The organism is Microbacterium sp. (assembly GCF_035687345.1).
GTDB lineage: Bacteria > Actinomycetota > Actinomycetes > Actinomycetales > Microbacteriaceae > Microbacterium.
In genome coordinates this window covers 24,540-49,513 of record NZ_DASRXZ010000141.1, presented here as the reverse complement: position 1 = coordinate 49,513, position 24,974 = coordinate 24,540, and the positions used below count along the sequence as shown (strand labels likewise).

At 69.3% G+C, this 24,974-nt stretch carries 22 protein-coding genes and 1 pseudogene; 19 read left to right on the top strand and 4 right to left on the bottom strand.

All coding sequences use genetic code 11. From position 1 onward, the window contains the following. Positions 1-113 precede the first annotated feature (113 nt). The 4 genes from rfbA (at position 114) to galE (ending at position 4,474) form a co-directional block, all read left to right on the top strand. Complete coding sequence (gene rfbA, locus VFF97_RS16690) at positions 114-983, top strand: glucose-1-phosphate thymidylyltransferase RfbA (RefSeq protein ID WP_325034631.1); 870 nt, start codon at positions 114-116, stop codon at positions 981-983. After that, on the top strand, positions 983-1,981 hold the full coding sequence (gene rfbB, locus VFF97_RS16685) for a dTDP-glucose 4,6-dehydratase (protein ID WP_325034630.1): 999 nt from the start codon (positions 983-985) through the stop codon (positions 1,979-1,981). The genes rfbA and rfbB overlap by 1 nt, the downstream gene beginning before the upstream one ends. After that, complete coding sequence (rfbD, locus tag VFF97_RS16680) at positions 1,981-3,390, top strand: dTDP-4-dehydrorhamnose reductase (protein WP_325034629.1); 1,410 nt, start codon at positions 1,981-1,983, stop codon at positions 3,388-3,390. The genes rfbB and rfbD overlap by 1 nt, the downstream gene beginning before the upstream one ends. A gap of 79 nt (positions 3,391-3,469) precedes the next feature. Then, positions 3,470-4,474, top strand: a complete 1,005-nt coding sequence (gene galE, locus VFF97_RS16675; RefSeq protein WP_325034628.1) for a UDP-glucose 4-epimerase GalE — start codon at positions 3,470-3,472, stop codon at positions 4,472-4,474. A gap of 6 nt (positions 4,475-4,480) precedes the next feature. Here galE and VFF97_RS16670 read toward each other — a convergent pair whose 3' ends face one another. Next, positions 4,481-5,782, bottom strand: coding sequence for a nucleotide sugar dehydrogenase (locus tag VFF97_RS16670; RefSeq protein WP_325034627.1), 1,302 nt, complete (start codon positions 5,780-5,782; stop codon positions 4,481-4,483). A 54-nt stretch (positions 5,783-5,836) separates the two neighbouring features. On the opposite strand from VFF97_RS16670, the pseudogene VFF97_RS16665 reads away from it, so the two are divergent. The 3 genes and pseudogenes from VFF97_RS16665 to VFF97_RS16655 form a co-directional block, all read left to right on the top strand. Then, positions 5,837-6,325 (top strand): annotated as a pseudogene (locus VFF97_RS16665) (NAD-dependent epimerase/dehydratase family protein); the annotation flags it as partial. A 91-nt stretch (positions 6,326-6,416) separates the two neighbouring features. Next, positions 6,417-6,983 carry an NAD-dependent epimerase/dehydratase family protein gene (locus VFF97_RS16660; protein ID WP_325034626.1) on the top strand — a complete coding sequence of 189 codons (567 nt, stop codon included), beginning with the start codon at positions 6,417-6,419 and terminating at the stop codon, positions 6,981-6,983. Between the two features lie 42 nt (positions 6,984-7,025). After that, positions 7,026-7,937, top strand: coding sequence for an NAD(P)-dependent oxidoreductase (locus VFF97_RS16655; protein WP_325034625.1), 912 nt, complete (start codon positions 7,026-7,028; stop codon positions 7,935-7,937). Here the strand turns inward: VFF97_RS16655 and rfbF are convergent. Next, a complete protein-coding gene (gene rfbF / locus VFF97_RS16650) occupies positions 7,891-8,664 on the bottom strand; it encodes a glucose-1-phosphate cytidylyltransferase (RefSeq protein ID WP_325034624.1) in 774 nt (257 codons plus the stop codon). The genes VFF97_RS16655 and rfbF overlap by 47 nt on opposite strands. A 98-nt stretch (positions 8,665-8,762) precedes the next feature. On the opposite strand from rfbF, the gene rfbH reads away from it, so the two are divergent. The 11 genes from rfbH (at position 8,763) to VFF97_RS16595 (ending at position 21,545) form a co-directional block, all read left to right on the top strand. Continuing rightward, entirely contained in the window at positions 8,763-10,076 is a 1,314-nt protein-coding gene (gene rfbH / locus VFF97_RS16645) for a lipopolysaccharide biosynthesis protein RfbH (RefSeq protein WP_325034623.1), read from the top strand. A gap of 8 nt (positions 10,077-10,084) precedes the next feature. Then, a complete protein-coding gene (rfbG, locus tag VFF97_RS16640) occupies positions 10,085-11,101 on the top strand; it encodes a CDP-glucose 4,6-dehydratase (RefSeq protein ID WP_325034622.1) in 1,017 nt (338 codons plus the stop codon). After that, positions 11,098-12,024: a glycosyltransferase family 2 protein gene (locus VFF97_RS16635; RefSeq protein ID WP_325034621.1), complete on the top strand. Its 927-nt coding sequence runs from the start codon at positions 11,098-11,100 to the stop codon at positions 12,022-12,024. The genes rfbG and VFF97_RS16635 overlap by 4 nt, the downstream gene beginning before the upstream one ends. 153 nt (positions 12,025-12,177) lie before the next feature. Then, entirely contained in the window at positions 12,178-14,709 is a 2,532-nt protein-coding gene (locus VFF97_RS16630) for a hypothetical protein (RefSeq protein ID WP_325034620.1), read from the top strand. Between the two features lie 42 nt (positions 14,710-14,751). Then, the gene (locus VFF97_RS16625; protein WP_325034619.1) at positions 14,752-15,747 is read left to right on the top strand and encodes a GDP-mannose 4,6-dehydratase; all 996 of its coding nucleotides are present in this window, start codon (positions 14,752-14,754) and stop codon (positions 15,745-15,747) included. Between the two features lie 2 nt (positions 15,748-15,749). Beyond that, the gene (locus VFF97_RS16620) at positions 15,750-16,913 is read left to right on the top strand and encodes a LegC family aminotransferase (RefSeq protein WP_325034618.1); all 1,164 of its coding nucleotides are present in this window, start codon (positions 15,750-15,752) and stop codon (positions 16,911-16,913) included. Next, complete coding sequence (neuC, locus tag VFF97_RS16615) at positions 16,910-18,070, top strand: UDP-N-acetylglucosamine 2-epimerase (RefSeq protein ID WP_325034617.1); 1,161 nt, start codon at positions 16,910-16,912, stop codon at positions 18,068-18,070. Before VFF97_RS16620 ends, neuC begins: the two co-directional genes overlap by 4 nt. Beyond that, entirely contained in the window at positions 18,070-19,161 is a 1,092-nt protein-coding gene (locus tag VFF97_RS16610; RefSeq protein ID WP_325034616.1) for an N-acetylneuraminate synthase family protein, read from the top strand. The genes neuC and VFF97_RS16610 overlap by 1 nt, the downstream gene beginning before the upstream one ends. Next, positions 19,151-19,780, top strand: coding sequence for an acetyltransferase (locus VFF97_RS16605; protein WP_325034615.1), 630 nt, complete (start codon positions 19,151-19,153; stop codon positions 19,778-19,780). The genes VFF97_RS16610 and VFF97_RS16605 overlap by 11 nt, the downstream gene beginning before the upstream one ends. Before the next feature lie 26 nt (positions 19,781-19,806). Beyond that, entirely contained in the window at positions 19,807-20,847 is a 1,041-nt protein-coding gene (locus tag VFF97_RS16600) for a nucleotidyltransferase family protein (protein ID WP_325034614.1), read from the top strand. After that, positions 20,844-21,545, top strand: coding sequence for an acylneuraminate cytidylyltransferase family protein (locus VFF97_RS16595; protein ID WP_325034613.1), 702 nt, complete (start codon positions 20,844-20,846; stop codon positions 21,543-21,545). The genes VFF97_RS16600 and VFF97_RS16595 overlap by 4 nt, the downstream gene beginning before the upstream one ends. 27 nt (positions 21,546-21,572) lie before the next feature. Here the strand turns inward: VFF97_RS16595 and VFF97_RS16590 are convergent, their stop codons facing one another. Continuing rightward, the gene (locus VFF97_RS16590) at positions 21,573-22,298 is read right to left on the bottom strand and encodes a hypothetical protein (protein ID WP_325034612.1); all 726 of its coding nucleotides are present in this window, start codon (positions 22,296-22,298) and stop codon (positions 21,573-21,575) included. Between the two features lie 179 nt (positions 22,299-22,477). Between VFF97_RS16590 and VFF97_RS16585 the strand changes: the two genes are divergently transcribed. Beyond that, positions 22,478-23,899, top strand: coding sequence for a hypothetical protein (locus tag VFF97_RS16585; RefSeq protein WP_325034611.1), 1,422 nt, complete (start codon positions 22,478-22,480; stop codon positions 23,897-23,899). Between the two features lie 2 nt (positions 23,900-23,901). Here the strand turns inward: VFF97_RS16585 and wecB are convergent, their stop codons facing one another. Beyond that, on the bottom strand, positions 23,902-24,966 hold the full coding sequence (gene wecB / locus VFF97_RS16580) for a non-hydrolyzing UDP-N-acetylglucosamine 2-epimerase (protein ID WP_325034610.1): 1,065 nt from the start codon (positions 24,964-24,966) through the stop codon (positions 23,902-23,904). Positions 24,967-24,974 lie beyond the last annotated feature (8 nt).

Here is a 24,974-nt window from a genome sequence, read left to right as displayed (position 1 = left end):
GTGCCAATCGGCGTGCGGGCGGGAGGGCTCGACAATGCTAGCAACGGGCACCCGCGCGGCCCGCGCGAAGCCGCACGCCGCGCGGCAACGAGCGCCTGTGAAACGATTGGGGTGTGAAGGGCATCATCCTCGCCGGCGGATCGGGCACGCGGCTGCATCCGATCACCCTCGGCGTCTCCAAGCAGCTCGTCCCCGTGTACGACAAGCCGATGGTCTACTACCCGCTGTCGACGCTCATGCTCGCCGGCATCCGGGACATCCTCGTCATCACCACGCCGCACGACGCGACGCACTTCGAGCGACTCCTCGGCGACGGCTCGCAGTTCGGCGTCTCGATCTCGTTCGCCCAGCAGCCCTCCCCCGACGGTCTCGCGCAGGCGTTCACGATCGGGGCCGACTTCATCGGCGACGACAAGGTCGCCCTCGTGCTCGGAGACAACCTCCTCTACGGCCCCGGACTCGGCACGAAGCTCGCGCGGTTCTCGGACATCGACGGCGGCGCCGTCTTCGCCTACTGGGTCTCCGACCCGCAGGCGTACGGCGTCGTCGAGTTCGACGCCGAAGGTCGGGCGATCTCGCTCGAGGAGAAGCCCGCCAACCCGCGCAGCAGCTATGCCGTCCCCGGCCTCTACTTCTACGACAACGACGTCGTCGAGATCGCGCGCGGGCTCTCCCCCAGCGCGCGCGGCGAGTACGAGATCACCGACGTGAACCGCACGTACCTCGAGCGCGGCAAGCTTCAGGTCGAGGTGCTGCCACGAGGGACCGCGTGGCTCGACACCGGGACCTTCGACCAGATGACGGATGCCGCGGAATACGTCCGCACGATGGAGCGCCGAACGGGCATGAAGATCGGCGCCCCCGAAGAGGTCGCGTGGCGGCAGGGCTTCCTCACCGACGACGAGCTGCGCGCGCGTGCCGAGAAGCTCCTCAAGTCGGGCTATGGTGCATACCTGCTGGCTCTGCTGGAAAGGGGTCGTTGATGGCTCGGCTGCTCGTGACCGGAGGGGCCGGCTTCATCGGCTCGAACTTCGTCCACCACGTGATCGAGCACACCGATCATCACGTCACGGTGCTCGACAAGCTCACGTACGCCGGAAATCTCGCGTCGCTCGCGGGGCTCCCCGAGAACCGGTTCCGGTTCGTCAAGGGCGACATCGCGGATGCGGAGCTCGTCGACGCCCTGTTCGACGAAGTCGACGCCGTCGTGCACTACGCGGCCGAGTCGCACAACGACAACTCGCTCCACGACCCGCGCCCGTTCCTCGACACGAACCTCGTCGGCACGTTCACGCTCCTCGAGGCGGCGCGGCGCCACGACACGAGGTTCCACCACATCTCGACCGACGAGGTCTACGGCGATCTCGAGCTCGACGACCCCGCGCGGTTCACCGAGACGACCCCCTACAACCCGTCGAGCCCGTACTCGTCGACGAAGGCCGGCTCCGACCTGCTCGTGCGCGCGTGGGTGCGTTCGTTCGGCGTGCGCGCGACGATCTCGAACTGCTCGAACAACTACGGTCCGTATCAGCACGTCGAGAAGTTCATCCCCCGCCAGATCACGAACGTGCTTCGCGGCATCCGCCCCAAGCTCTACGGCAAGGGCGAGAACGTGCGCGACTGGATCCACGCCGACGACCACTCGGCCGCCGTGCTCACGATCCTCGACAAGGGGGTCATCGGCGAGACGTACCTCATCGGCGCCGACGGCGAGAAGAACAACAAGGAGGTCGTCGAGCTCATCCTCACGCTCATGGGGCAGCCGGTCGACGCGTACGACCACGTGACCGATCGTGCGGGGCACGACCTGCGGTACGCGATCGACTCGACCAAACTGCGCACCGAGCTCGGATGGACTCCGCAATACCGCGACTTCGAGTCCGGACTGGCTGCGACGATCGAGTGGTACCGCGACAACGAGGCGTGGTGGGCGCCCGCGAAGGACGCGACCGAGGCGTTCTACGCCGCCAAGGGCCAGTGATGACGGAGTTCGGCAAACGCCTGCGCGCCACCGAGACGCCCATCCCCGGGCTCGTGCTGTGGGACCTGACGGTCCACGGCGACAGCCGCGGCTGGTTCAAGGAGAACTGGCAGCGCGAGAAGATGATCGCCGCGGGTCTCCCCGACTTCGGCCCCGTCCAGAACAACATCTCCTTCAACGACGCTGTCGGAACGACGCGGGGCATCCACGCGGAGCCGTGGGACAAGTGGGTGTCGCTGGCGACGGGTCGCGTCTTCGGCGTGTGGGTCGACCTTCGCGAGGGTCCGACGTTCGGGATGGTCTTCACGGCGGAGCTCGACCCGTCGCGCGCGATCTTCGTCCCTCGCGGGGTCGGCAACGGCTACCAGACGCTCGACCCCGACACCGCCTACACGTATCTCGTCAACGACCACTGGTCGCCGGACGCGACGTACACGTTCCTGAACCTCGCGGACGAGAGCGTCGCGATCGACTGGCCCATCCCGCTCGATCGGGCCGAGATCTCCGAGAAGGACCACGCTCACCCGCGACTCGCCGACGTCGAGCCCGTCCCCGCACGCAAGATCCTCGTGACCGGCGCGAACGGGCAGCTCGGGCGCGCTCTCCGCGCGGAGCTGGGCGACGCCTCCCACATCGACTACGTGACGCGTGAAGACCTCGACCTCGCTTCGCCCGAGGTCTTCACGGCGCGGCACTGGCGCGACTACGACACGATCATCAACGCCGCGGCCTACACCGCGGTCGACCAGGCCGAGACGCCCGAGGGCCGCCGCGAGGCGTGGGCGGCCAATGCGACAGCGGTGTCCCACCTCGCACGGATCGCCCTCGAGCACCGACTCACGCTCGTGCACGTCTCGACGGATTACGTGTTCGACGGCACATCCGACCGTCCTTACCACGAGGACGACCCGCTGAGCCCGCTCGGCGTCTACGGGCAGACGAAGGCGGCGGCGGACGCGATCGTGGCGACGGTCCCCCGGCACTACATCGTCCGCACGTCGTGGGTCATCGGCGACGGCCGCAACTTCGTGCGCACGATGCGCGAGCTCGCCGACAGGGGCGTCGATCCTGCCGTCGTCGACGACCAGGTCGGCCGGTTGACGTTCACGGGCGATCTGGCCCGCGGCATCGTGCACCTCATGGCTGAGCGACCCGCACCGGGTGTCTACAACCTCACGGGCGGCGGGGATCCTATGTCGTGGGCGGATGTCGCCCGCGCGGTCTTCGTGTCGACCGGTCACGACCCGCAGCGCGTGCGCCCGGTGTCGACGGAGGAGTATTTCGCCTCTGCGAGCGCACCGGTCGCACCGCGCCCGCGCAACAGCGTGCTCGACCTGTCGAAGATCGAGGCGACCGGATTCGCGGTGCGCGCGGTCGAGGACGTGCTCCGGGAGTACCTGGCGCACTGAGGCTGCGGCACGGCCGCCCACGTTCGGCGGAGGCGGCTTGGGTAGGATCGCCGGGGCACACGAGACGGAGAGGCGTGCAGTGAAGGTTCTGATCACCGGCGGCGCCGGGTTCATCGGCAGCACGGTGGCCAGCGCGTGCGAGCAGGCCGGGCACGAGCCCGTGCTCCTCGACGATCTCTCGACGGGCCTCTCGGCGTTCGCCCTCGGGCGACCGCTGTACGTGGGCGACGTCGGAGACCCCGTGCTCATCTCGCGCGTCGTCTCCGAGCACCCCGACATCGCCGCCGTCGTGCACTGCGCCGCGAAGATCGTGGTGCCGGATTCGGTCGCGAAGCCCCTCGACTACTACGCCAACAACGTCGGCAAGGGCGTCGAGCTCCTTCGGAGCCTTGCTCGGCACGGTCTCACCCGGTTCGTCTTCTCCTCGTCGGCGTCGATCTACGCCGTCAGCGACGACTTCACCGTCGACGAGGACTCGCCCCTCGCCCCGGCCAGCCCTTACGCGGCGACGAAGGCGATGTTCGAGACGATCCTCGAGGACGCGTCGCACGCCGGCGATGTGCGAGCGGTCAGCCTGCGCTACTTCAACCCCATCGGCGCCGACCCCGAACTCCGGACCGGCCTGTCGATCCCCGAGCCGTCGCACGCCCTAGGCCGTCTCATCTCGTCGTGGCGCGCGGGCCGCCCCTTCACCATCACGGGCCACGACTGGCCGACGCCGGACGGCACGGGCATCCGCGACTACATCCACGTGTGGGACCTCGCGCGAGCCCACGTCGCCGCCCTCGAGCGGTTCGACGAGGTCGCGCCGGCATCGAACCCGTACCGGGTCTACAACATCGGCACCGGCAGGGGCGTGACCGTGCGCGAGCTCGTCACCGCCTTCGAGAGCGTCACGGGAGACGCGGTCGACGTCGTCGACGGTCCCCGACGGCCCGGCGACAGCGCGGGGGTCTACACGCGGAGCGAGCGCGCCGCGCGCGAGCTCGACTGGCGTGCCGAGCGGACGCTCGAAGACGGCATCCGCGACTCGCTCGCGTGGGCCGAGCGGCTGCCCGACGTGCTCGGAGCCGCCTCCGCCTGACGACGCCTACGCCGCGGCGCCGGATCCGACGACGATGCGCGGGGTTCCTGCCCAGCGCGCAGCGTCCGTGGCGTTGCGACCGTCGACGAGAAGACGGATGCCGGGCAGTTGCGCGGCCTCGAGCGAGCGGTAGTCCGCGTGGTCGGTCTGGAGGATCGCCACGTCGACCGCGTCGCCGAGCGCGTACGGCTCGAAGCCCATGGCCCGCAGCTCGTCGTCGGAATAGAGGGGGTCGTGGACGCGGACATCCGCTCCGCGCGCCTTGAGCGCCTCGACCGTCGGGAACACGCCGGAGAACGCGGTCTCCTTCACGCCTCCGCGATACGCCGCGCCCAGCACGACGGCCTTGAGCCCCTCCAGGGAGCCGAGGATGCCGGCCGCCTGCGCGACGAGCCGTTCGGGCATCGAGGCGTTGAGGAGCCGCGCGGTGCGCACGATGTCGGCATCCGGGTCGGTCGAGAGGTAGAGCCGGGGGTAGACCGGGATGCAGTGACCGCCGACGGCGATGCCCGGCCGGTGGATGTGGCTGTACGGCTGCGAGTTGCACGCCTCGATGACCTGATACACGTCGATGCCGTGCTCGGCCGCGAACAGCCCGAACTGGTTCGCGAGGCCGATGTTCACATCGCGGTACGTCGTCTCGGCGAGCTTCGCCATCTCGGCGGCCTCCGCGCTGCCGAGGTCCCACACCCCGTTGGGGCGACTGAGGTCGGGGCGCTCGTCGAACTGGAGGACCGCCTCATAGAACTCCCTCGCGCGCCGGGCGCCCGCTTCCGACAGGCCGCCGATGAGCTTCGGGTACTTGCGAAGGTCCGCGAAGACGCGACCCGTCAGCACACGCTCCGGCGAGAACACGAGGTGGAAGTCGGTGCCCTCCACCAGGCCCGAGCCGCTCTCGAGCATCGGCTTCCAGCGCCCGCGGGTCGTGCCGACGGGAAGCGTCGTCTCATACGAGACCAGCGTGCCGGGCGTGAGGTGCTCAGCGAGCGAGCGCGTCGCGGCGTCCATCCACGCGAAGTCCGGTTCCCATGTGGCATCGTTCACGAAGAGCGGGACGACGAGCACGACCGCGTCGGCGCCGGGGATCGCGTCGCCGTAATCGGTGGTCGCGCGCAGGCGCCCCGCGGGCACGAGCTCGGAAAGCTTCTCCTGAAGGTGCGCCTCGCCCGGGAACGGCTCGATGCCGGCGTTGACGCTCTCGACGGTGGCGGGGTTGACGTCGACGCCGATGACGTCGTGACCCGAATCTGCGAACTGGACGGCGAGGGGGAGGCCGATCTTTCCGAGGGCCACGACGGCTATACGCATGGATTCCAGTCTAAGCGGGCGCCGGGCACCCTCGCGGGCACTCACGACGCCGACATGACACGAGCCGTCGGAGGAAGGTCCCGTCCTCCGAGCGCCCGGTGCTCTGAGCACGCCGCCCGCCGCCTCCCCACTTTCTGCGAAGACGGCTTGGGTAGGATCGCCGGGGCACACGAGACGGAGAGGCGTGCAGTGAAGGTCCTCATCACCGGCGGCGCCGGGTTCATCGGCAGCACGGTGGCGAGCGCGTGCGAAGAGGAAGGGCACGAGCCCGTGCTGCTCGACGACCTCTCGACCGGACTATCGGGGTTCGCCCTCAGGCGACCGCTGTTCGTCGGGGACGTCGGAGACCCCGCAGTCATCTCGCGTGTCGTCTCCGAGCACCCCGACATCGCCGCCGTCGTGCACTGCGCCGCGAAGATCGTGGTCCCGGACTCGGTCGCGGAGCCCCTCGACTACTACGCCAACAACGTCGGCAAGGGCATCGAGCTCCTCCGAGGCCTCGCGCGGCACGGCATCACCAGGTTCGTCTTCTCCTCGTCGGCGTCGATCTACGCCGTGAGCGACGGCTACACCGTCGACGAGGACTCGCCACTCGCCCCTCGCCCCGGCCAGCCCTTACGCGAGGACGAAGGCGATGTTCGAGACGATCCTCGAGGACGCCACGCGCGCCGGGGACCTGCGCTCGGTGAGTCTCCGATACTTCAACCCGATCGGCGCCGACCCAGAGCTGCGGACGGGTCCGTCAACGCCCGAGCCATCGCACGCCCTGGGCAGGCTCATCTCGTCGTGGCGCGCCGGTCGCCCGTTCACGATCACGGGGACCGACTGGCCGACGCCGGACGGCTCGGGCATCCGCGACTACGTTCACGTGTGGGATCTCGCCCGGGCACACGTTGCGGCGCTCGAGCGCTTCGACGACGTCGCCCCGGAGTCGGAGCCCTACCGCGTTTTCAACATCGGCACGGGCAAGGGCGTGACTGTTCGCGAGCTCGTGTCCGCGTTCGACCGCGTTGTCGGAGAGCACGTCGACGTGGTCGACGGCCCTCCGCGCCCCGGCGACAGCGCCGGCGTGTACACACGCAGCATGCGTGCCGAGCAGGAGCTTGGATGGCGCGCCGAGCGCACGCGCGAGGACGGCATCCGGGACTCGCTCGCCTGGGCCGAGCGCCTTCCGGCGCTGCTGCGCTTCGAGTCCCGGTGACGCAGCCCGCCGATGGGGAGAGTTGAGATGGAGGATCGACGGATGGCCCGAGCACTCGTCACAGGCGCGACGGGGTTCGTCGGCCGTACCCTCGCGCGCGCACTCGTCCGCGACGGCTGGGCCGTGACGGCGGTCACCCGTTCCAGCTCAGCGACGGAACAGCTCGTGTCCGCCGGCATCCGGTGCGTCGAAGCCGACCAGCCGTCCGCGCTGTACGCGATCGTCGCCGACACCGAGCCGGATGCGGTCTTCCACCTCGCGGCTGCCCAAGCGCGGCGACACACGAGCGCGGACGTCGACACGCTCGTCGAGGCGAACATCACCGTGGGGACTCATCTGCTGCAGTCGCTCGTCGGCCGCGATGTCCCGGTTGTTTGCGCGATGAGCTACTTCCAGTACCGCGACGGCGCGCCCGCCACCCACTCGCTGTACGCCGCGACGAAGCAGGCGTTCTCGAGCATCGCCACCTATTACCGCGAGCGCGAAGGACTCGATGTCCGGGAGGTCGTACTCTACGACAACTATGGCCCGTCGGACACACGGGACAAGTTGGTCGTCGCCTTGATCCGCGCAGCTCACACGGGGGCGGCGGTGCGCACCGGCCCGCTGGATCAGCCGCTCAACCTTCTCCACGTCGACGATGTCGCCAATGGGCTCATCGCCGCGGCCTCACCCGACGAGCCGCAACTCGCGACAGTGCGCGCTCCCGAACTCGCGACCGTCGGCGACGTCGTCGATGCCGTCCAGCGCGCATCGGGCGGCCGACTGATCCACGAGATCGACCCGGCACGCACCGCCTCCTACCTCGCCGCGGAGGCAGGCGACTGGCCCGCTCCGCGCGGCTGGTCGCCCCGCTGGACGCTGGAGGAGGGCATTCGGGCTGTCTACGACGCGGATGCGCGCGGGATCACCAGGAGCGCCACGGAGCCCGACCCGTCGCCCAAAGCTCATTGAGCAGTTGGAACTCGCGGTACGTGTCCATGGGCTCCCAGAACCCGTCGTGCGGGTACGCGGCGATCTGGTTGTCGTCGGCGAGGCGCGTCAGCGGCTCCTGCTCGAGGACGGTCTCATCGCCCTCGAGGTAGTCGAAGATGGCGGGCTCGAAGATGAAGTACCCGATGTTGATCCAGTCGTCGACTTGTGGCTTCTCCTTGAACCGGACCACCGCCCCGTCCTCGGCGAGGTCGAGCACACCGAACCGGCTCGTCGGGCGCACAGCGGTCACGGTGGCGGTCTTGCCGTGAGCCTCGTGGAACTCGACGAGCGCGCGCAGATCGATGTCGGCGATTCCGTCGCCGTAGGTGCAGAGGAACCGCTCGCCGTCGACGAACCGCCGGATGCGGCGGACACGTCCGCCGGTCATCGTGGCCGCCCCGGTGTCGGCGACGGTGACGGACCAGTCCGATTCGTCGTGCTCGCCGTGATAGGTGATCTGGGAGCGGTCGCCGAGCGAGACGGTGAAGTCCTGGTTGTACGGCAGGTAGTTGAGGAAGTAGTTCTTGATGATCTCGGACTTGTAGCCGGAGCACACGACGAACTCGCGGAGCCCCTGCTGACCGAGCAGCTTCATGATGTGCCAGAGCACGGGTCGCCCGCCGATCTCGACCATCGGCTTGGGCCGGAACTCGGTCTCCTCCCGCATCCGCGTTCCGAGCCCCCCGGCCAGCAGCACTGCTTTCACGCCTATTCCTCTCCGCGTCTGTGAGCCCGGCACAGCTTACCCGCTAGCGCCGACGGCTAAGATAAGGCGTTCCCCGCACCCGCTCTGGAAGAGAACCGATGCCTTTGACTGCCCAGCGGGCGAGCATCCTCGAGGATGTCCGCTCCTTCGCCGAGGTGTCCCTCGCGCGGCCCGAGTTTGTCCCTGGCGAGACGCCCGTCCCCGTCTCGGGGAAGGTGCTCGACGGCGATGACCTGGCGGCGCTCGTCGACGCCTCGCTCGACGGCTGGCTCACGGCGGGGCGCTTCCACGACGAGTTCGAGCGTGCGCTCGCTCGGTACGTCGGAAGCCGGAACGCACTTATGGTAAACAGCGGCTCCAGCGCCAACCTCGTCGCGCTGAGCGGGCTCACGAGTCCGAAGCTGGGGCGCCGCGCCCTTCGGCCCGGCGACGAGGTGCTGACCGTCGCCGCGGGCTTCCCAACCACGGTCAACCCGATCATCCAGAACGGGCTTCGCCCGGTCGTCGTCGATGTGTCGCTCGACACCTACGACGCCATCGCAGACCGTCTGCGCGAGGCTGTCGGCCCGAAGACGCGCGCCATCATGATGGCCCACACCCTCGGCAACCCGTTCGACCTCGACACGGTGCTGGAGCTGTGCCGCGAACACGACCTGTGGCTCGTCGAAGACTCGTGCGACGCCCTCGGCTCCACGTACCGCGGCAAGCACACCGGCAGCTTCGGCGACACGGCCACCGTCAGCTTCTACCCCGCACACCACATCACGACGGGTGAGGGCGGCGCCGTCTTCGTGAAGTCACCGCTCGTGCGCAAGCAGGTCGAGTCGTTCCGCGACTGGGGTAGGGACTGCTACTGCGCGACCGGCGAAGACAATACGTGCCAGAAGCGGTTCGAGTGGCAGCTGGGTGGCCTCCCCCACGGCTACGACCACAAGTACATCTACAGTCACATCGGCTACAACCTCAAGGCGACCGACATGCAGGCCGCGCTCGGTCTGTCGCAACTGCAGAAGCTCGACGCGTTCGTGGACGCCCGCAAGGCCAACTTCGATCACCTCACGCGGCGGTTCCAGGGTGTCGAGGGCCTCATGCTCCCGAGCGCGACGCCGCACTCGGACCCGGCCTGGTTCGGGTACCCGATCACACTCGATCCTGAGCACCCCGTGCAGCGCGAGGATCTCATGCGCTTCCTGCGCGATCGAAAGGTCGGGACGAGGCTGATCTTCGCCGGCAACCTCACCAAACAGCCGGCCTACCGCAACGTCGACTTCCGGATCGTCGGCGACCTCACGAACACTGACATCGTGATGAACCGCTCGTTCTGGATCGGCACCTACCCGGGTCTGACCCCCGAGATGCTCGATTTCGCCGCCGATTCGATCATCGAGTTCGTGACGGAAGCGGCTCGCTGACGATGCACGTGCTCGTCACCGGTCACACAGGTTTCAAAGGCGCGTGGCTGACGATGATGCTCCGCGCCGAGGGGCACACCGTCTCCGGGCTCGCCCTCGATCCTGAGCCGGGTTCCCTCTACGAGCAGGCGCGCGTGGGCGAACTGGTCGCGGAAGACCTCCGCGTCGACATCCGCGACGCGCAACGCACCGCCGACGCGATCCGTTCGGCGCGCCCAGACGTCGTCGTGCACTTGGCCGCGCAAGCACTCGTGCGCGAGTCTTATCGCGATCCGCGGTACACGATCGAGACGAACGTCCTCGGCACGCTCAACGTGCTCGAGGCGGTCGCCGCAACGCCCTCGGTGAAGGCCCACCTCGTCGCCACCACCGACAAGGTCTACCAAAACGTCTCGCGACGCGAGGGTTACCGGGAGTCGGACGCACTCGGCGCGGCGGACCCTTACAGCACATCGAAGGCCATGGCCGATCTGCTCACGCAGACCTGGGTCAGCAGCGTCGACGGTCCACCCACCGCGGTCGTCCGCGCCGGAAATGTGATCGGCGGGGGCGACGTGAGTCGGGATCGGCTCCTCCCCGACCTGCTCCGGGCATTCCAGCGCGGCGAGCCCGCGCGCCTGCGCTTCCCTGACGCGGTACGCCCGTGGCAGCACGTGTTGGACTGCCTCTCCGGCTATCGGGCGATCGTGACGGCCCTCCTCGCCGGCGAGGGCCGTGGCGAGTGGAACATCGGACCTGACGAGGAGAGCTTCGTCACCGTGGGCGATGTGGCCACGACCGCCGCGCAGGTGTGGGGTGACTCCGCCTCCTGGACGACCGATGACCGCGAGCATCCGCACGAGGCCGGCCTGCTCGCCCTGGACGCGACGCGTGCCCGGACAGAGCTCGGCTGGCGGGATGCCCTCACCTACCCAGAGTGTCTCGTGTGGACTGTGGAGTGGCAGCGCCGTGCCTGCGCGGGCGAGGACCCTCGGCGCGTCACGATGGATCAGATCACCGCCCATGTCGAGAGGAGCACCGCGTGACGCGGTCCGCCACGCTGACGATCGCCTTCCCGACGTACAACAGGTTCGAGGCTGTCTCCGCCCGCCTGGCCGAACTGTCCGCGATGACGCTGGAGGACGGCATCCGTGTCCTAGTGACCGACAACGCCTCACCAGACGATACGTACCGTCGTCTGCGCGACACCGTGGACGACCCGCGCGTGACCATTCTGCGCAACGACGCGAACCTCGGCTACGCGGGCAACATCCTGCGCATCGCCGAGACGGCGGAGACCGACTTTGTGACGTACGTCTCCGACGAGGACGCCGTCGACCCGGAAGGACTTGCGAAACTCGTCCGGTTCTGCCGCGAGGTCGGACCGGCCTTCGTGAGCCCGCGTGCGCAGACCGGCCAGAACGATTGCTACCGCGGACGACGCGAGACGCGGGAGATCGCCCCGGAGGAGTTCCAGACGGCGGCCTTCTACGTCTCGGGGCTCACATTCGCAAAAGACGTCCTCCGGTCGGCCGCGCCACGTGTGCGCGCGCTCATCCCCACGAATTCCGCCGCGACCGTCTATCCGCAGGTGCTCCTCTCGGCCCTCGCGGTCGCGGGGGGCCGCAGTTGGTTCCTCGACGCGTTGGTCACCAAGCAGGCGATCGTGCTGCCGACCGACATCGAGGACCCCGTCTCGCGCGTCTATAACCAGGTTCCGGCGCGATGGGCGCAGTTCCTGGGCTACGAGGAATTCTTCACGGCGGAGGCGTCGTCGAGCACGCCCGAGATCGCCGAGCGCTACGCGCGCATGCGGGACGCGTGGCGGACGCGCCAATACGCGCTTCTGCTTGACGCCGCCGAGCGGCAGGTGCCGGGGATGAGTGCCGTCCTCCAGGAATCCGCCGCTGCCGCGATCCCGGCTCGACCGGGACTGCGAGCACGCGTGCGGGGTCTGCTACCCCGCTGAGGCATGTGACGCAAGATACCCGTGTGACAGGAGTTACCTGTTCGGGCCTTCTACCGCTACCCTGAGGGAATGCGAACTCGGGGGGGTGAGCAGAATTCGGCGCGGCGTGCCTGGCGTCGGGTCTCTGCTCTTGTTTTGACCGCTGCGGCGACAGTGGCGCTTCTTGTCGCGCCGGCGGTCGTGCCGAGCGCGTCGGCGGCGAATGCGGTGGCCTTCAACCCCGAGCTGATCATCAGCGACGACCAGTTCTACAACGGCAACGCGATGACGGCGGCGCAGATCCAGGCGTTCCTCGACCAGAAGATCGGCACTTGCACGAACGGCAAGTGCCTCAACGTCGCGGTGGTTCCGATCGCCGATCAGCCGCGGCGGGTCTCCGGCAGTACGGGGAATGTGATCTGCGAGGCGATGAGCGGCGGCACGATGCGGGTCTCCGAGCTGATCTACCGGTCTCAGCGCGCGTGCGGGATCTCCGCGAAGGTCATCCTCGTGACGCTGCAGAAGGAGCAGGGGCTCATCACGAGCCGTGCACCGTCGGACTATCAGCTCCGCTACGCAATGGGACAGGGCTGTCCGGACACGACCGGATGCACCACCGCACCCGCAGGGCTCGCGACGCAGATCTACACGGGCACGCGACAGCTGAAGACCTATCGTGCGGCGGGATTCGCGCGACAGCCGGGCGTGCACTACATCGGTTACCACCCGAACGCGGCATGCGGCGGCACGAACCTGAACATCCGCAATTACGCGACCGCTGCGCTGTACAACTACACCCCTTACCAGCCGAACCGCAGCGCCCTCAACAACCTCTACGGCTCGGGCGATGGGTGCGGCTCCTACGGCAACCGCAACTTCTGGCGCGACTACACCGACTGGTTCGGCAGCACCATCTCGATCGATCCCCTCGCCGAGATCGACTCGGCGTACGCGAGCACCGGTGGAGCAAGCGGCCCGCTCGGCACAGCGGGCCCGGCCCCGAGCTGCACCCCCTCCTCCACGTCGTGCATCCGCTCGTATGGCGGCGGTGCGATCTACTGGACGCGAGCGACGGGAGCGGTGCCCGTCTACGGCGTCGTGTGGACCACCTACAGCGCGGCGGGGGGCCACGGCGGAACACTGGGCTTCCCGAGCAGCCCGCAGCAATCGGTGACGGACCGCAACGGCAACGGCATAGCGCAGAAGTTCGCCGGCGGGTATATCCACTCCTCCGCCAGCGGCACCTTCACATCATCGAACGTCATCATGACCGCCTATAGCGCCGAAGGCTGGGTCCGCGGAAGCCTCGGGTGGCCGATCTCGAAGGAGACGTGCCTCAACGACGTGTGCGGTCAGACGTTCGCCGGTGGCTCGCTGTCGTTCATCAAGGGCAAGCCCGCTGCTCGCACGCCCGAGACGACGATCCCCGCCATCCGGGCTGTCTACGACGCGCAGGGCGGCCAGAAGGGGCCGCTCGGGTACGCCGCGCTTCCCGCGCAGGCTGTCGTCGACCCGAACGGGAACGGGTGGGCACAGAAGTTCGCGGGCGGGTACATCCACTCCTCCGCGAAGGGGACGTTCGCATCGTCGGCCGCCATGATGAGCGCCTACAGCGCCGCGGGCTGGATCCGCGGGCGTCTCGGCTGGCCGACCTCAGCGGAGACGTGCACGCCCCTCGGCTGCACACAGCAGTTCGCGGGTGGGAACCTCACGACTCCGGCCGCGGGATCCGACGGGACGACACTGCACCAGTCGATCCTCGACGAGTTCAACGCGCGCGGAGGCAGTGCCGCCCTGGGTCGAGCACTTGATCCCGTGCGCGCAGTCACCGATCCGAAGCGGAACGGCCTCGCGCAGCGGTTCGAGGGCGCCTACATCCACTCGAGCTCGCTCGGGACGTTCACGACGGCGAACGCCTTGATGACCCCGTACAGCGCCGCCGGTTGGGTGCGAGGCGACCTGGGCTGGCCCGCCGGGCCGCAGACGTCGATCTCGGATCCGAACGGGTGGGGGTATGCGCAGAAGTTCGAGGGCGGCTACATCCACTACTCCACCAAGGGCGCGTTCTCGACGACGAACGAGTTGATGAACGCCTATAGTGCGGCCGGCTGGCTGCGCGGTCCGCTGGGGTGGCCCGCCGGGCCGCAGACGTGGGTGACCGATCGCAACGGGAACGGGTACGCGCAGATGTTCGCCGGCGGGTACATCCACTCCTCCGCCCACGGCACCTTCGCCTCGTCGAACACAATCATGACCGCATACAGCGCGGCCGGATGGCTGCGCGGCTCGCTGGGCTGGCCGACCTCGCCCGAGACATGTTCCAACGGCATGTGCGGACAGACCTTCGCAGGCGGCGCGATCCGCTACCCCGAAGGCGGCACCGCGTACGTCGTGCCCGCCGTCTCCAACGCGCAGATCAAGTCGATCTACGACGCCCAAGGCGGCGCGGGCGGACCGCTGGGCTACGCCTTGCTGCCCGCACAGCAGGTCACCGACCCCAACGGCAACGGGTGGGCCCAGAAGTTCGAGGGGGGCTTCATCCACTCCTCCGCCCACGGCACCTTCGCCTCGTCGAACACAATCATGACCGCATACAGCGCGGCCGGATGGTTGCGCGGCTCGCTGGGTTGGCCGACCTCGCCCGAGACGTGTTCGAACGGCGTGTGCGAGCAGCAGTTCCAGGGCGGCACGCTGCGCACGGGCTGACGCCGCGAAGAGCGCCGTGGGAACTCGGATAGCATCGAACGCATGAGAGTTCTGCTCACGGGGGCGGACGGCTTCATCGGATCGCACCTCGCGGAACAGCTCGTTCGCGACGGCCACGATGTCCGCGCCATCGTCCTGTACAACTCGTTCGACTCGCGCGGCTGGCTGGATTCCGCGCCGTCCGAGATAACGTCCGAGATCGAGTTCCTGCCCGGCGACATCCGCGACCCCGCCCTTATGCACACGGCCGTCCGCGATCGCGACGCGGTGCTCCACCTCGCCGCGCTCATCGCGATCCCGTATTCGTACGTGGCACCCGACCTCTACGTGCAGACCAACATCCAGGGCACAGTGAACCTCCTCAACGCGGCGCGCGCGGCCGAGGTCTCCAAGTTCATCCACACCTCCACGAGCGAGGTCTACGGCACGGCACGGTATGTGCCGATGGACGAAGGACACCCCCTGCAGGGCCAGTCGCCTTACTCCGCGTCGAAGATCGCAGCGGACCAGATGGTGAACGCGTTCCATGCGTCGTTCGGCATGCCGACGACGATCGTGCGCCCGTTCAACACGTTCGGACCGCGACAGTCCTCCCGCGCGGTCATCCCGACGATCATCAGCCAGCTCGCAGCGGGCAAGCGGCAGGTGTCGCTCGGCGCCGTGACACCGACGCGTGACTTCACGTACGTGCCCGATACAGTGAGCGGCTTCCTCGCGGCCCTGAACTCGGATGCCGGGATCGGCGAGGTCATCAACCTCGGCGTGGGGTACGAGGTGTCCATCGGCGACACGTTCCGGCTCATCGCCGAGGCCATGGGCGTCGACGCCGAGGTCGTCCAGCAGACGGATCGACTGCGGCCCGCGAAGTCGGAGGTCGAGCGCCTCTTCTCCGACAACAGCAAGGCGAAGCGGCTCCTCGGCTGGCAGCCCGCGTACGACGGCATCGACGGCTTCCGTCGCGGCCTCGCCGAGACGGCGGAGTGGTTCACCGATCCCGCCAACCTCGCCCGCTACCGCACGGACGTCTACACGGTCTAGCGATGTCAGCACCCTCCCCCGCCGAATTCGTCCGGCTCGTCCGCGACGTCATCGGCGACGCACCGCAGGTCGGCCTCCACGTTCCCGACATAGGCGACGAGGAGAAGCGGGTGGTGGCGGACTGCCTCGACTCAACGTTCGTGTCGAGCGTCGGCGCCTACGTCACGCGGTTCGAAGAGGAGATCGCCGCGTACACCGGCGCCGCAGCCGCCGTCGCGGTGTCGAACGGCACGGTCGCACTCCAGGTCGCACTCCAGCTCGCGGGCGTCGGGGCCGGCGACGAGGTGCTCGTGCCGACGCTCTCGTTCATCGCCACCGCAAACGCGGTGCACCACGTGGGCGCGCATCCCGTGTTCCTCGACAGCGAGCACGACACGCTCGGGCTGTCTCCTGACGCCCTGCGCGGCTTCCTCGCGAAGACACACCGCTCAGAGGGGACAATACGCAATCCAGTCACCGGCCGTCGCGTCGCCGCGGTCGTCCCGATGCACACCCTCGGACACCCGGTGCGGATCGCCGACATCGTCCGCATCGCCGACGAATGGGGTCTGCCGGTAGTGGAAGACGCCGCGGAGTCCCTGGGCAGCTTCGTCGACGGCCGTCACACCGGCACGTTCGGGCGGCTCGGCATCCTCAGCTTCAACGGCAACAAGATCCTCACGACCGGCGGCGGCGGCATGATCCTCACCGGCGACGCCGACCTCGCCCGACGGGCACGTCACCTCACGACGACGGCCAAGCTCCCGCACCGCTGGGAGTTCGCGCACGATGAGGCCGGATACAACTACCGGATGCCGAACATCAACGCCGCGCTCGGTGTCGCCCAGTTCGGGCGGCTCCCCCGCTTCCTCGACGAGAAGCGCCTGCTCGCGGAACGCTACCGCGAGGCGTTCGACGGCGTCGAGGGTGTGCGATTCCTCGCCGAGCCCGCGGGCACACGCAGCAACCATTGGCTCTGCGCCGTCGAAGTCGACGGCGGCCGCGACTCCCGCGACGCGTATCTCGCCGCGACGAACGACGACGGCATCCAGACGCGCCCCTTCTGGGGTCTCCTGCACGAGCAGCTCCCATATCGCGCCGAGCACGCCGAGCCGACGCCGGTCGCCCAGTCCCTGTACGACAGCGTCGTATGCCTGCCGAGCACACCCGCCCTGGTCCGCCGATGAGCCGCCGCATCGCCGTCTTCACCGGCACCCGAGCGGACTACGGTCTGCTCCGCGGTCTCATCCGCGAGCTCGCTGATGCCCCCGACGTCGAGTTGCAGCTCATCGTCTCGGGCTCCCACCTCTCGGACGCGCACGGGCGCACGGTGCAGGAGATCGAGCGCGACGGCGTGCCGATCGCCGCATCCGTCCCCATCTGGCGCGACGACGACTCCGCTCCCGCCGCCACGCGCGACGTCGGCGACGCGGTCGGCCGCTACGGTGCGACGCTCGACACTCTGAGCCCGGACGCGCTCGTGGTGCTCGGGGATCGCCTCGAAGCACTCGCGGTGGCGCTGGCGGCGACGATCCTCGGCATCCCGGTGGCGCACGTCCACGGCGGGGAGGTCACCGAGGGAGCCTTGGACGAGTCCCTGCGACACGCCATCACGAAGCTCTCGTACCTGCACTTCACCTCGACCGCGTCACATCGCGATCGCGTCGTGCAGCTCGGCGAAGAGCCGGATCGCGTCTTCTTCGTGGGCGCGCCCATCGTCGATGCCGTGGCCTCGCTCGACATTCTCTCGCGCGATGAGCTGCGCGACCGCTTCGGCATCCGGCTGGCCCGTCCCACGATCCTGGTCACGTTCCACCCCGCATCGGCCGACGTGCTGCCGCCGCTCGAACTGCTCGAGGAACTCCTCGGGGCCCTCGAGGCCGTCACGACCCACGACGTCATCGTCACCGGATCGAATACCGACATCGGTTCGAACGCGGTGCGGGAGCGCATCGCGCGGTTCGTCGCGGAGCATCCGGATCGCGTCGACTTCGTCGAGTCGTTCGGTCAGCTGGGGTACCTGAGCGCGATGTCGGCGAGTGCGGTCGTCGTCGGTAACTCGTCGAGCACGGTGCTCGAGGCGCCGGTGATCGGCGTTCCGTCGGTGCTGGTCGGCGACCGCCAGCGCGGGCGTCCGCTCGCGGCGTCCGTGGCGACCCCCGCGCCGGGTCGCGAGGCGATCGCAACCGCGATCCGCGAGGCGCGCCGGGTCGACGGCGGCGCGACCGAGCTGTTCGGCACACCGGGGTTCGCGAAACGCACGGCCGAGATCCTGCGCACGCACGACCTCCCCCGCTACCCTCGCAAGCCCTTCCACGACGTGCCGTTGAGGAGTTCCGACTGATGCCCACACCGTTCGTCATCGCCGAAGCCGGCGTGAACCACAACGGGTCGCTCGACCGTGCGCTCGAGCTCGTCGACATCGCCGTCGAGGCGGGCGCCGATGCGGTCAAGTTCCAGACGTTCTCGGCGAGCGACCTCGCCGATGCGCAGGCGGATCTGGCCGAGTACCAGCGCACGTCGAGCGACGATTCTCGGACCCAGCTCGACCTGCTCCGCTCGCTCGAGCTGACCCACGAGGAGTTCGCCGCCATCCGCGCGCACTGCAACGAGCGCGGCATCCCCTTCCTTTCGACCGGGTTCGACGTGCCCGAGCTGAGGTTCCTCGTTGACGAGCTCGAGATCCCCATCGTGAAGATCGCGTCGGGCGACCTCACGTTCGCGCCGCTGCTCGTCGCGGCCGGCGAAACCGGGCTTCCCACGATCCTCTCCACCGGCATGGCCGACCTCGACGAGATCGGCCGCGCGCTCCGATTCCTCGCGTTCGGCTACGCGCGCTTCGACGGCGTGATCGACGCCGCGGCGCGGCCCACTGCCGAGGCGCTGGAGTCCGCCTGGCACGCGCGTAACGACCACCGGGAGTTCGCCCAGGCCGTGACGGTCCTGCACTGCACGACCCAGTACCCCGCCTCCCCCGAGAGCCTGAACCTCCGTGCCATGCGGACGATCGCCGAGGAGTTCGGCACACGCGTCGGGTACTCCGACCATTCGCTGGGTTCCACGGCATCCGTCATCGCGACGACCCTCGGCGCAGCGGTGATCGAGAAGCACTTCACGACGGACCGCTCCCTGCCGGGCCCCGACCACTCCGCATCGCTCGACCCCGACGGTCTCCGCGCCTTCGTCCGCGACCTGCGCGACGTCGAGGTCATGCTCGGAAGCCCGGTCAAAGAGTGCCAGCCGGTCGAGGCAGGCAACCGCGACGTCGTGCGGCGCAGCATCTTCGCCGCACGCGACATCGCGGAGGGCGCCACGATCACAGAGGCCGACCTCGTGTGCCGCCGCCCCGCACAGGGGCGTACGGCGTTCGACTTCTGGGAGGTCGTCGGCACGACCGCGACCCGTCCCCACCGAGCAGGCGAGCATGTCGGCTGACGCCTTCGTCGTGCTGATCGGCGCGGGCGGTCACGCGCGCGTTCTGCGAGAGGCCCTGCTTCTCACGGAGACCGAGGTGAAGGGTTTCGTCGCCCCCGAGGATCAGGCCGAGCGGATGCCGGGACTGGCATGGCTCGGAGAGGACGACGTACTGACCCGTCCCGACGCGGTCCTCACCACCGTCAACGCGGTCGGCTCGGTCGGCGACCTCCGCGCTCGCGCCCGCGTCCACGACGCCGTGACCGCAGCGGGCCTCGAACGGCGCACCGTCATCCATCCGGCGGCGATCGTGTCGCCCTCTGCACGCGTGCACGCCGGCGCGCAGATCCTCGCGTCGGCGGTCGTCGGCACGGGGGCCTGCATCGGCGCGGACGCAATCGTCAACACGGCGGCAGTCGTGGAGCACGACGCGACGATCGGCGCGGTCGCGCACATCGCGTCGGGCGCGGTCCTCGCAGGCGGAGTGACCGTCGGCGAGCGGACGCACATCGGGCTGGGAGCGCGGGTGATCCAGGGCGTCCGGATAGGCTCGGACTGCGTCGTGGGTGCCGGCGCCGTCGTGCTGCGAGACGTCGCAGACGGAACCAAGGTCGCGGGCGTTCCCGCGCGCACCCTGTGACCGGGCCGATCGGGAGGAAGAGCTTCGTGGACTTCGCCGCGCTGACCATCACGAGCGACGTGACGCTGCGTGAGGCCATGGAGCGCATCGACCGGGGCGGCGCGCAGATCGTGTTCGTCGTGTCACCCGAGGGGCGACTCGAGGGTGCGGTCAGCGACGGCGACATCCGCCGCGGTCTTCTCAAGGGTGTGCAGCTCGCGGATTCCGTCACGAAGGTCATGAACCGCTCACCGCGGTCGGTCTCCCCGGATGCCGATCAGGAGGCGGTCGACACCCTGCGTCGCGCGCACGGCATCCGCACGGTCCCCGTCGTGAACGACGTCGGAGTGCTCGTGGACGTCGTCACAGGCGACGCGCGCATCTCGACGCCCCTCGCGACCCCCGCCGTGCTGATGGCCGGTGGTCGCGGGCAGCGTCTCTACCCCATCACGAAGGACATCCCGAAGCCGCTCGTGCCCGTCGGCGGGGTGCCGATGATCGACATCATCCTGCAGCGCCTCCACCGCCAGGGATTCCGCCGTGTCCATGTCTCGATCAACCATCTCGGGCACCTGATCGAGGAGCATCTCGGCGACGGGTCGTCGCACGGCCTCGAGATCACCTATCTGCGGGAGAGCGCCCCGCTCGGCACGGCCGGCGCCCTCGCCCAGCTGCGTGGGCGCATGGACGGGCCGTTCGTCGTGATGAACTCCGACCTGCTCACGGACATCGACCTGCGCGGAATGCTGGCGTTCCATCGTCGCACGGCCGACGCTGCGACCATCGGCGTGCGGGACTACAGCTTCGAGATCCCGTACGGCGTCGTCCGCCGCGAGGGCGACCTCGTGACCGCGCTCGCCGAGAAGCCGACGCACCGCGAGTTCGTTAGCGCGGGCATCTACGTGCTCGAGCCGATCGCCCTCGAACTGCTCGAAGAGGACGAGTACTGCGACATGCCGGATCTGCTCGCCCAGCTCATCGACGCCGGCCGCAGTGTCGGCGCCTATCGGATCGACGGCGAGTGGATCGACGTCGGGCGCCCCGAGGACCTGGAACGCGCCCGCTCGAGCGTGGAGGAGCGGCCATGAGGATCTGCTCGGTGACCGTGCGCGCCGGTTCGAAGGGCGTCCCGGGCAAGAACCTGCGGGAGGTCGCGGGCATCCCGCTGTTCGGGCACTCCGTCCGCCAAGCGGCGGCGAGCGGGCTGTTCGACGAGATCGTCGTCTCGAGCGACTCAGAGCGGATCCTCGAGCTCGCCCCGGATTTCGGCGCGACGGGCGTCGTCGTCCGGCCACCCGAGATGGCGACGGATGCCGCGGGCAAGGTGCCGGCGATCGCGCACGCTGTGACGACGACGGAGGAGCGCATCGGAGCACGGTTCGACGTATGCGTCGACCTCGATGCCACGAGCCCCCTGCGCACCGTCGACGACATCCGTCGCGCCGTCGAGATGTTCGAGAACTCCGACGCGGAGTCACTCATCACGGGGGCCGAGGCGCGCCGCAACCCGTACTTCAACCTCGTCGAGGAGCGCCCTGACGGCACGGTGGCCGTGTCGAAGAAGCCCGCGGCGGACGTGCTGAGGCGCCAGGACGCTCCTCGGGCGTTCGACATGAACGGCTCGATCTACGTGTGGCGGCGGGACTCGCTCGTGAACGAGCAGGTCGTGTTCTTCCCGTCCACGATCCTCTACGAGATGCCGCCCGAGCGATCGATCGACGTCGATTCCGAGTTCGACTTCCGCATCGTGACGTGGCTCATGGAGCAACGCACCGATCTCGCGTGAGGCGCGCCATCGCGCGCGCCACGGCGCTCAGCCGCAGACCGGATGCGGCGGATCCGTCGTCGCGCTCACCGCGACAGAGCGCGCGGGCGACGACGGCGTGGCGAACGTGAACACGATCGACCCGGATGCCGTGGGAGCGATGAGGTAGGTTGAGCCGTCGACGGGTGAGGTTCCCTCAGCGGCATCCGGGTACGCAGTCAGCACCTGGGAGCGCGTCGAGCCCACCCCGAGCCCGCGGTCGCCGCGAGGTCCGACGCTCTGCTCGGTTCCGGGTGCACCGCTCCAGACGACACCGACCTCCACGACCGGACCGGATGCCGAGCGGAACTCGCGCGCGAAGTAGAGCGAGTACGACTTGTCCTGCGTGTTGGTGAAGGCGCTCCAGTCGCACTCGACCCCCTGCTCCCACCCGCCCGCGGGCAGGGTCTGGAGGGCGGCGGTGAAGTCCATCCCGAGCCTCACGGGTCCGATGCCATCCGCTGTGATCGTCCAGGCCTCGACCTCGCTGTCGTCGACGAAGCCCCCACTCGGCGTCGGCTCGGGCGACGAGCTCGGCTCCTCAGAGGTTGTCGGCGTCGGCTCGGCCCCGACCGAGGCGGAGGCGCTCGACGAAGGCTCGGGTGTCGCGGACGGCTCCGGTGCACACGCCGCGAGCAGCGCGGCGAGCGTCACGGCGCACACGAGCCCGACGGCACGGGACGCGGCTGCGGTGACTGTGTGCGGCGCGGGGCGGCGGCGAGGGCGAGGGTCCACGGCGTCCTCTCATCAGTGGGCAGGAAGGCTCAGTCTACGGTCGTCCACGCGCCGTTCCGCGGTGCGCGCGCGGGTCGCTCCGCATCCGCGCGGGTAGCCTGGACGGCGGACCGACAGGAGACCCGAATGCCGCATCCGACGCCTCGACTCAGCCCGATCCCGAGGGCAGGAGGCGGCGCATGAGCGGCATCCGATCGGTGCGGGCGCTCATGGAGTTCGAGGACGCGGAGGCAGACCTCCTGCTCGAACCCGTCCCGGGGAGCGAGTCGCTCCTGTGGCCCCTGGGACGATGGCCGGTCCTGAGCGCGCTCACGTCGGGCGAGGTCGGCACGACGGCCGCCGTGCGCGAGCGACAGCCGTTGCGCAATCGCGTGCTCAAGGCGGTCCGGCGCGCCCTTCCGAACCCGCGCCTCGCCCGCCGAGCGCCACGTGCGGACCACCTCTTCCTCGTGAGCGGCTGGACGCGCACGCCCGTCGCCGACGGCTACGAGAACTGGCTCGTCGACGACTTCGCGCGTGCGCTCGGCGAAGACGCGGTGGTGGTGCAGGACGCCTACGTCGACCTGTTGAGCCGCGGCCACGAGCGCCCGACGCTCCCCCGCACGTACACCTACGCACGGGAGGGCGAGCGCGTCGTGCGCGCGACGAAGCCGCTGCGCGAGCACGAGCGTGCGCGCGTCGAGGAGGTCGTCCGAGAGTGGTTCGCGCGCATCGACGTCGAGACCACGACGGCCGCGCGCGACCGCGCGGTCACCGACATCGTCGGGCGGGCGGCCGCCGTGCCCGCCGCCGAGCTGTCGTTCGCGCGCCTCCTGGATCGCGTGCGGCCCCATCGCCTCTACTTGCAGACCGCCGCCTACGGCGAGCGATCGCCTCTCGTGCGCATGGCGCACGCGAGCGGCATCGAGGTGTGGGAGCCGCAGCACGGCTTCCTCGGACCCGACCACGGCGCGTACAACATGGGACGGGCGATGTCGTCCCCCGCGCTACGCGACCACGTCCCCGACACGCTCCTCACGTTCGGCGAGTTCTGGCAGGAGGGCCTGAGCTTCCCGGGTCGCGTGATCCCGGTCGGAAAGCCCTCGCTGGATCGGTTGAGCCGCACGGCTCCCGGGTACGAGGACCGGCCCAAGCGTGTGCTCTTCGTGTCGAACCGCTATCGCCACGACCGCCTCGAGGACGTCGTGCTCGCACTGCGTGCGGCCCTGCCGGACTGGACGATCGCGATCCGGCCGCATCCGACCGAGCGCTCCACCATCCGCGCGAATGTGCCACGGATCGCCGATCTTCCGTGTGTCGAGTTCGATGACACGGCGGATGCGTCGGCCGCGCTGTCCCGCGCGCGGCTCGTCGTCGGGTTCTTCAGCACCATGCTCTACGAGGCACTCGCGTACGGCTGCCACGTCGCGGTCGTCGAGACGCACGCGTCCAAAGCCTACGCGAGCGAGCGCGTCTTCCCGCTGCGCATCAGCGACGAGACGGATGTCTCGGCCGTCGTCGCCGCGACGGCCGGGCCGCCTGCCGCCGCGGAGCGCGAGGCCGCCTCACGCGTGTGGCGGCGCGACCCCGTGCGTGCTTTCCTCGACGCGGCGCGTCTCTGACGTCAGGCGCGCACCTGCAGCTCGGAGATCACGCGCGCGGCTGCGTGGCCGTCGCCGTAGGGCGCGGCATCCGTCTCGTCCGGTCGCGGCCGCGCCGTCGCCGCGGCGATCTCGCCAGCCGTGTTCGCCAGGACGTTCCAGCCGAGCTCGACGGTCTCAACCCACTCGGTCTCCTCGCGCACCGTCGTGCACGGGACACGCAGCAGGAAGGCCTCCTTCTGCAGACCGCCCGAGTCGGTCACGACGCCGGCGGAGCCGAGCATGGCAGCGATCAGGTCGGGGTACGCGAGCGGGGCGTGCGCGATGAGCGAACCCTGCGTGAGCTCGATGCCGTGTGCCGAAGCCTTCGCGATCACGCGCGGGTGCGCGAGGAGCACCACGGGCTTGTCGAGCCCGCCGAGGCCGGTCGCGATCGCCGCGAGGCGCTCCGGGTCATCCGTGTTCTCTGCACGATGGATCGTTGAGACGTAGTGCTCCCCCGGCGTGAGGCCCAACTCCGCCACGAGCGGGGAAGGCTTTCCTGCGACCTGGTCGCGCACCTGGAAGAGCACATCGGTCATGACGTCGCCCACGAGCACCGTACGCTCCACCAGGCCCTCGTCCGCGAGGTGGTCCACGGCGACCTGAGTCGGCGCGAGGAGGAGGTCGGCGGCGTGATCCGTGAGCACGCGGTTGATCTCCTCCGGCATGCGCCGGTTGAAGCTGCGAAGCCCCGCCTCGAGGTGGGCGACGGGCACGTGCAGCTTCACAGCGCTGAGCGCCGCGGCGAGGGTCGAGTTCGTGTCGCCGTACACGAGCACCCAATCCGGGCGCTGCGCATCGACCACGGCGTCGAGGGCGGAGAGCATCGCGCCGGTCTGCACGCCGTGCGAGCCGCTGCCGACGCCCAAGTGCACGTCGGGCTCGGCGATGCCCAGGTCGTCGAAGAAGACGTCGGAGAGCATCGGGTCGTAGTGCTGCCCGGTGTGGACGATCACATGATCGACGCCGGCGGCACGGGCCGCGTGGTCGATCGGGGCGAGCTTGACGAACTGGGGGCGCGCGCCCACGACACTGAGAAGCTTCACCGAACGAT

Bases quoted from the DNA above. Each gene is read 5' to 3' on its own strand.
- VFF97_RS16655 (WP_325034625.1), top strand. From the start codon at position 7,026: ATGGCCCGAGCACTCGTCACAGGCGCGACGGGGTTCGTCGGCCGTACC.
- VFF97_RS16585 (WP_325034611.1), top strand. From the start codon at position 22,478: ATGAGCGGCATCCGATCGGTGCGGGCGCTCATGGAGTTCGAGGACGCG.
- VFF97_RS16610 (WP_325034616.1), top strand. From the start codon at position 18,070: ATGCCCACACCGTTCGTCATCGCCGAAGCCGGCGTGAACCACAACGGG.
- VFF97_RS16620 (WP_325034618.1), top strand. From the start codon at position 15,750: ATGTCAGCACCCTCCCCCGCCGAATTCGTCCGGCTCGTCCGCGACGTC.
- rfbH (WP_325034623.1), top strand. From the start codon at position 8,763: ATGCCTTTGACTGCCCAGCGGGCGAGCATCCTCGAGGATGTCCGCTCC.
- VFF97_RS16625 (WP_325034619.1), top strand. From the start codon at position 14,752: ATGAGAGTTCTGCTCACGGGGGCGGACGGCTTCATCGGATCGCACCTC.
- rfbD (WP_325034629.1), top strand. From the start codon at position 1,981: ATGACGGAGTTCGGCAAACGCCTGCGCGCCACCGAGACGCCCATCCCC.
- rfbB (WP_325034630.1), top strand. From the start codon at position 983: ATGGCTCGGCTGCTCGTGACCGGAGGGGCCGGCTTCATCGGCTCGAAC.
- neuC (WP_325034617.1), top strand. From the start codon at position 16,910: ATGAGCCGCCGCATCGCCGTCTTCACCGGCACCCGAGCGGACTACGGT.
- VFF97_RS16605 (WP_325034615.1), top strand. From the start codon at position 19,151: ATGTCGGCTGACGCCTTCGTCGTGCTGATCGGCGCGGGCGGTCACGCG.
- VFF97_RS16660 (WP_325034626.1), top strand. From the start codon at position 6,417: ATGTTCGAGACGATCCTCGAGGACGCCACGCGCGCCGGGGACCTGCGC.
- VFF97_RS16670 (WP_325034627.1), bottom strand. From the start codon at position 5,782: ATGCGTATAGCCGTCGTGGCCCTCGGAAAGATCGGCCTCCCCCTCGCC.
- VFF97_RS16595 (WP_325034613.1), top strand. From the start codon at position 20,844: ATGAGGATCTGCTCGGTGACCGTGCGCGCCGGTTCGAAGGGCGTCCCG.